At 47.2% G+C, this 5,790-nt stretch carries 1 protein-coding gene, 2 tRNA genes and 3 rRNA genes; 5 read left to right on the plus strand and 1 reads right to left on the minus strand.

Going from position 1 to position 5,790, the window contains the following annotated elements; translation table 11 throughout:
* Window positions 1-340 (minus strand): hypothetical protein (locus tag FA047_RS20720; RefSeq protein WP_205943365.1); only part of this gene is annotated, 340 nt, incomplete at its 3' end.
* A gap of 164 nt (window positions 341-504) precedes the next feature.
* Between FA047_RS20720 and FA047_RS20275 the strand changes: the two genes are divergently transcribed.
* The 5 genes from FA047_RS20275 to rrf all read left to right on the plus strand — a co-directional run bounded on the left by FA047_RS20275 (window position 505) and on the right by rrf (window position 5,744).
* Window positions 505-2,026, plus strand: a 16S ribosomal RNA gene (locus tag FA047_RS20275).
* A 202-nt stretch (window positions 2,027-2,228) separates the two neighbouring features.
* Window positions 2,229-2,303 (plus strand) — tRNA-Ile (locus tag FA047_RS20280).
* 18 nt (window positions 2,304-2,321) lie between these two features.
* Window positions 2,322-2,398 (plus strand) — tRNA-Ala (locus tag FA047_RS20285).
* A 224-nt stretch (window positions 2,399-2,622) separates the two neighbouring features.
* A 23S ribosomal RNA gene (locus FA047_RS20290) occupies window positions 2,623-5,501 on the plus strand.
* A 131-nt stretch (window positions 5,502-5,632) separates the two neighbouring features.
* Window positions 5,633-5,744, plus strand: a 5S ribosomal RNA gene (rrf, locus tag FA047_RS20295).
* Together the 16S, 23S and 5S rRNA genes with 2 tRNA genes alongside form the textbook arrangement of a ribosomal RNA operon.
* The last annotated feature ends 46 nt before the right edge of the window (window positions 5,745-5,790 follow it).

The following is a 5,790-nucleotide window of genomic DNA, read 5'->3' on the forward strand; positions in this document are numbered from 1 at the left end:
TTCGGAGGAAGAGCGACAGTCGAAAGGCTGGTTTTTGAAAGGTTGTTGAGATAGGAAATGTCTCTTTTGTTTTTGGGTCTGCTTCGGCGGTTGTTGCTTTGAAAAGCATGAAAAACAAAAAGAAAAAAAGTTTTAAAAAAAGCTTGACAATAATAAAAAGATTTCTACCTTTGCAATCCCAAACAGAACGGGAGTTACCAAACGGAGTTTGGTAACGGAATACACAAGATTGAAACAATAAGTTTTTAGAAACTGAATCTGGACGAAACGACCAGGATAAACTGAAGAAGACTGATTGCAACATATAAAGAAGACCCGCGAGGCGATTCGAGAAGTTCATTAAAGAGATGTCATTTATAGCGTAGCGAGGTAAGAAAGTACGGTTTCAAAGTACATGAAAACTGGAGCTATTATTTTAGAGTCAATATCTATCAGACAATACAAATAGAATAAAGACTATTATTAATTAAGTTAAGAATGGTCAGCGTTCAAGCAACACATTTTACAATGGAGAGTTTGATCCTGGCTCAGGATGAACGCTAGCGGCAGGCCTAATACATGCAAGTCGAACGATAGTATCCAGCTTGCTGGATACGAAAGTGGCGCACGGGTGCGTAACGCGTATGCAACCTACCTTATTCAGGGGGATAGCCCGAAGAAATTCGGATTAACACCGCATAAAATCACAGGATAGCATTATCCAATGATCAAATATTTATAGGAATAAGATGGGCATGCGTGTCATTAGCTAGTTGGCGGGGTAACGGCCCACCAAGGCGACGATGACTAGGGGATCTGAGAGGATGGCCCCCCACACTGGTACTGAGACACGGACCAGACTCCTACGGGAGGCAGCAGTAAGGAATATTGGTCAATGGAGGCAACTCTGAACCAGCCATGCCGCGTGCAGGAAGACAGCCCTCTGGGTCGTAAACTGCTTTTATTCGGGAATAAACCTATCTACGTGTAGATAGCTGAATGTACCGAAGGAATAAGGATCGGCTAACTCCGTGCCAGCAGCCGCGGTAATACGGAGGATCCAAGCGTTATCCGGATTTATTGGGTTTAAAGGGTGCGTAGGCGGCCTGTTAAGTCAGGGGTGAAAGACGGTGGCTCAACCATCGCAGTGCCCTTGATACTGATGGGCTTGAATGAACTAGAGGTAGGCGGAATGTGACAAGTAGCGGTGAAATGCATAGATATGTCACAGAACACCGATTGCGAAGGCAGCTTACTATGGTTTTATTGACGCTGAGGCACGAAAGCGTGGGGATCAAACAGGATTAGATACCCTGGTAGTCCACGCCCTAAACGATGAATACTCGCTGTTAGCGATATACAGTTAGCGGCTAAGCGAAAGCGTTAAGTATTCCACCTGGGGAGTACGCCCGCAAGGGTGAAACTCAAAGGAATTGACGGGGGCCCGCACAAGCGGAGGAGCATGTGGTTTAATTCGATGATACGCGAGGAACCTTACCCGGGCTTGAAAGTTAGTGAATGATTTAGAGATAGATCAGTGAGCAATCACACGAAACTAGGTGCTGCATGGCTGTCGTCAGCTCGTGCCGTGAGGTGTTGGGTTAAGTCCCGCAACGAGCGCAACCCCTATGTTTAGTTGCCAGCACGTTAAGGTGGGGACTCTAAACAGACTGCCTGTGCAAACAGAGAGGAAGGAGGGGACGACGTCAAGTCATCATGGCCCTTACGTCCGGGGCTACACACGTGCTACAATGGATGGTACAGAGGGCAGCTAGCTGGTAACAGCATGCGAATCTCAAAAAGCCATTCACAGTTCGGATAGAGGTCTGCAACTCGACCTCTTGAAGTTGGATTCGCTAGTAATCGCGTATCAGCAATGACGCGGTGAATACGTTCCCGGGCCTTGTACACACCGCCCGTCAAGCCATGGAAGTTGGGGGTACCTAAAGTATGTAACCGCAAGGAGCGTCCTAGGGTAAAACCGATAACTGGGGCTAAGTCGTAACAAGGTAGCCGTACCGGAAGGTGCGGCTGGAATACCTCCTTTCTGGAGTAGAATTGACTACTCGCTGCGCAAATGATATAAATGACAAGATCTCAAAAAAGAAAACCCATAGGATGAAGCATTAAGAAGTGCTACCCTAACAGAGGCGAGATTGTGAATAGTATTTACGATTGACGATTTACGAATGACGATTTAGCGGAAACAGGAAAATCAAAGATCGTATATCAACAATCTAAAATCATCTAGTCCCGTAGCTCAGTTTGGTTAGAGCACTACACTGATAATGTAGGGGTCAGCAGTTCAAATCTGCTCGGGACTACATAAGTATTAATCTTAAGGGGGATTAGCTCAGCTGGCTAGAGCGCCTGCCTTGCACGCAGGAGGTCAACGGTTCGACTCCGTTATTCTCCACCATCACCCGCCTTAATACAAAAGGGCATTAAATGACATTATAGAGATATAATGTGGGGATAGAAAAGTTCTTTGACATATTGGAAGAAGTTAAAAAAGAAGAGCAAACAACAATAGAGACGTTGTTTGATTGGAGGGAAGGATATTCGAGCAATTGAGTAAACTGACTGAAGGTTTAACAACAAATCAAAAAAAGCATTTCCATAGGCGCAAAAGGCTATGGAGAGAAGAAAGTAAATAAGAGCACACAGGGGATGCCTTGGCTCTCAGAGGCGATGAAAGACGTGATAAGCTGCGATAAGCTGCGGGGATTAGCAAATATGAATTGATCCGCAGATTTCTGAATGGGGAAACCTGGCTAGTTGAAGACTAGTCGTATATAATACGCAAACCTGCCGAACTGAAACATCTAAGTAAGCAGAGGAAGAGAAAATAATAATGATTTCCTAAGTAGTGGCGAGCGAACGGGAAAGAGCCCAAACCACTTATGTTACGGCATATGTGGGGTTGTAGGACTACGATATGATTATAATGCAATGAAGTGGAACAGGATGGGAAGCCTGGCAAAATAGAGTGAGAGCCTCGTACACGTAAGTACCATTAGTCTAGTAGTATCCTGAGTACCGCGAGGTCGGAGACGCCTTGTGGGAATCTGCCGGCACCATCCGGTAAGGCTAAATACTCCTGAGAGACCGATAGTGAACCAGTACCGTGAGGGAAAGGTGAAAAGAACCCCGAACAGGGGAGTGAAATAGAACCTGAAACTGTGTGCTTACAAGCGGTCGGAGCGTCCAGGTGGCGTGACGGCGTGCCTTTTGCATAATGAGCCTACGAGTTACTCTTCTCTGGCAAGGTTAAGTGTTTAAGACACGGATCCGAAGCGAAAGCGAGTCTGAATAGGGCGTATAGTCAGGGGAGGTAGACGCGAAACCTTGTGATCTACCCATGGACAGGTTGAAGGTGCGGTAACACGTACTGGAGGACCGAACCGATAAACGTTGAAAAGTTTCCGGATGATCTGTGGGTAGGGGTGAAAGGCTAATCAAACTGGGAAATAGCTCGTACTCCCCGAAATGTTTTTAGGAACAGCGTCGTGGTTAAGTTAAATAGAGGTAGAGCTACTGATTGGGTGCGGGGGAGTCAAATCCTACCAAATCCAGACAAACTCCGAATGCTATTTAATATACACGGCAGTGAGGCGCGGGGTGCTAAGGTCACGCGCCGAGAGGGAAAGAACCCAGACCATCAGCTAAGGTCCCCAAGTTACAGTTAAGTTGAACTAACGAGGTCCGATTGCATAGACAGCTAGGATGTTGGCTTGGAAGCAGCCATTCATTTAAAGAGTGCGTAACAGCTCACTAGTCGAGCGATCGGGCATGGATAATAAACGGGCATTAAATTGTACACCGAAGCTATGGGTAATATTAATATTACGGTAGGGGAGCATTCCAGCGGCAGCGAAGGTATGACGTAAGTTGTGCTGGAGCTTCTGGAAAAGCAAATGTAGGCATAAGTAACGATAAGGCGGGCGAGAAACCCGCCCACCGAAAGGATAAGGTTTCCTGATCAACGCTAATCGGATCAGGGTTAGTCGGGGCCTAAGGAGAACCCGAGAGGGATATTCGATGGACAACGGATTAATATTTCCGTACTTTTTATAACTGCGATGTGGGGACGGAGTAGTGACACTGCCGCGATCTGACGGAATAGATCGTTAAAGGCTGTAGGTATTGGACCGGTAGGCAAATCCGCCGGTCTAGCTGAACGCTGATAGTACAACAAACCTTCGGGGGCGTTGATAGCGCAGGTAATCAGACTTCCAAGAAAAACCGCTAAGCTTCAGGTTATAAAAACCCGTACCGCAAACCGACACAGGTATCCGGGAAGAGAATTCTAAGGTGCTCGAGTGAATCATGGCTAAGGAACTCGGCAAAATGGCCCTGTAACTTCGGGAGAAGGGGCGCTGGCAGTAATGTCAGCCGCAGTGAAAAGGCCCAGGCGACTGTTTAACAAAAACACATGGCTTTGCAAAATCGAAAGATGAAGTATAAGGCCTGACACCTGCCCGGTGCTGGAAGGTTAAGAGGGGATGTCATCCGCAAGGAGAAGCATTGAATCGAAGCCCCAGTAAACGGCGGCCGTAACTATAACGGTCCTAAGGTAGCGAAATTCCTTGTCGGGTAAGTTCCGACCTGCACGAATGGTGTAACGATCTGGGCGCTGTCTCAGCCATGAGCTCGGTGAAATTGTGGTCCCGGTGAAGACGCCGGGTACCCGCAACGGGACGGAAAGACCCCATGCACCTTCACTACAATTTAACATTGCCATTGGATACAGGATGTGTAGGATAGGTGGGAGACTATGAAGCGGGCTCGCTAGGGTTCGTGGAGTCAACGTTGAAATACCACCCTTTCTGTATTCGGTGTCTAACTCCACTCAGTGGAGGACATTGTTTGATGGGTAGTTTGACTGGGGTGGTCGCCTCCAAAAAGGTAACGGAGGCTTTCAAAGGTAAGCTCAATACGCTTGGTAACCGTATGAGGAGTGCAATAGCATAAGCTTGCTTGACTGTGAGACAGACAAGTCGATCAGGGTCGAAAGACGGATATAGTGATCCGGTGGTTCTGCATGGAAGGGCCATCGCTCAAAGGATAAAAGGTACGCTGGGGATAACAGGCTGATCTCCCCCAAGAGCTCATATCGACGGGGAGGTTTGGCACCTCGATGTCGGCTCGTCACATCCTGGGGCTGGAGAAGGTCCCAAGGGTTCGGCTGTTCGCCGATTAAAGTGGCACGCGAGCTGGGTTCAGAACGTCGCGAGACAGTTCGGTCCCTATCTGTTGTGGGCGTTGGAATTTTGAGTGGGGCTGACCTTAGTACGAGAGGACCGGGTTGGACTAGCCTCTAGTGAATCTGTTGTTCCGCCAGGGGCATTGCAGAGTAGCTACGCTGGGAATAGATAAGCGCTGAAAGCATCTAAGTGCGAAACTAGCCACGAGATGAGAATTCCATATAGGACCGTAGCAGACTACTACGTTGATAGGTTACAGATGTAAAGGTGGTGACATCAAAGTCGAGTAATACTAATAATCCGAAGCTTTCAAGAGCAGTAAACTGTTGTTTGTTCTTCCTAACTTAACTTCTTTCAATAATATGTCATTGTTATATGTTGAAATATAAAGCCTGTACTGCTGCAAAGCGATACAGAGATATACAACTAAATAACATTAAAAATATTTAGGTGCCTATATCGGTGGTGTCCACCTCTTCCCATTCCGAACAGAGAAGTTAAGCCCACCAGAGCCGATGGTACTGCGGTAACACGTGGGAGAGTAGGTCGGTGCCAAATCTTAAAGAAAGCCTGTAGCTAAAACTACAGGCTTTTCTTGTTTATA

It is taken from the genome of Pedobacter frigoris (assembly GCF_005116445.1).
Taxonomy (GTDB): domain Bacteria; phylum Bacteroidota; class Bacteroidia; order Sphingobacteriales; family Sphingobacteriaceae; genus Pedobacter; species Pedobacter frigoris.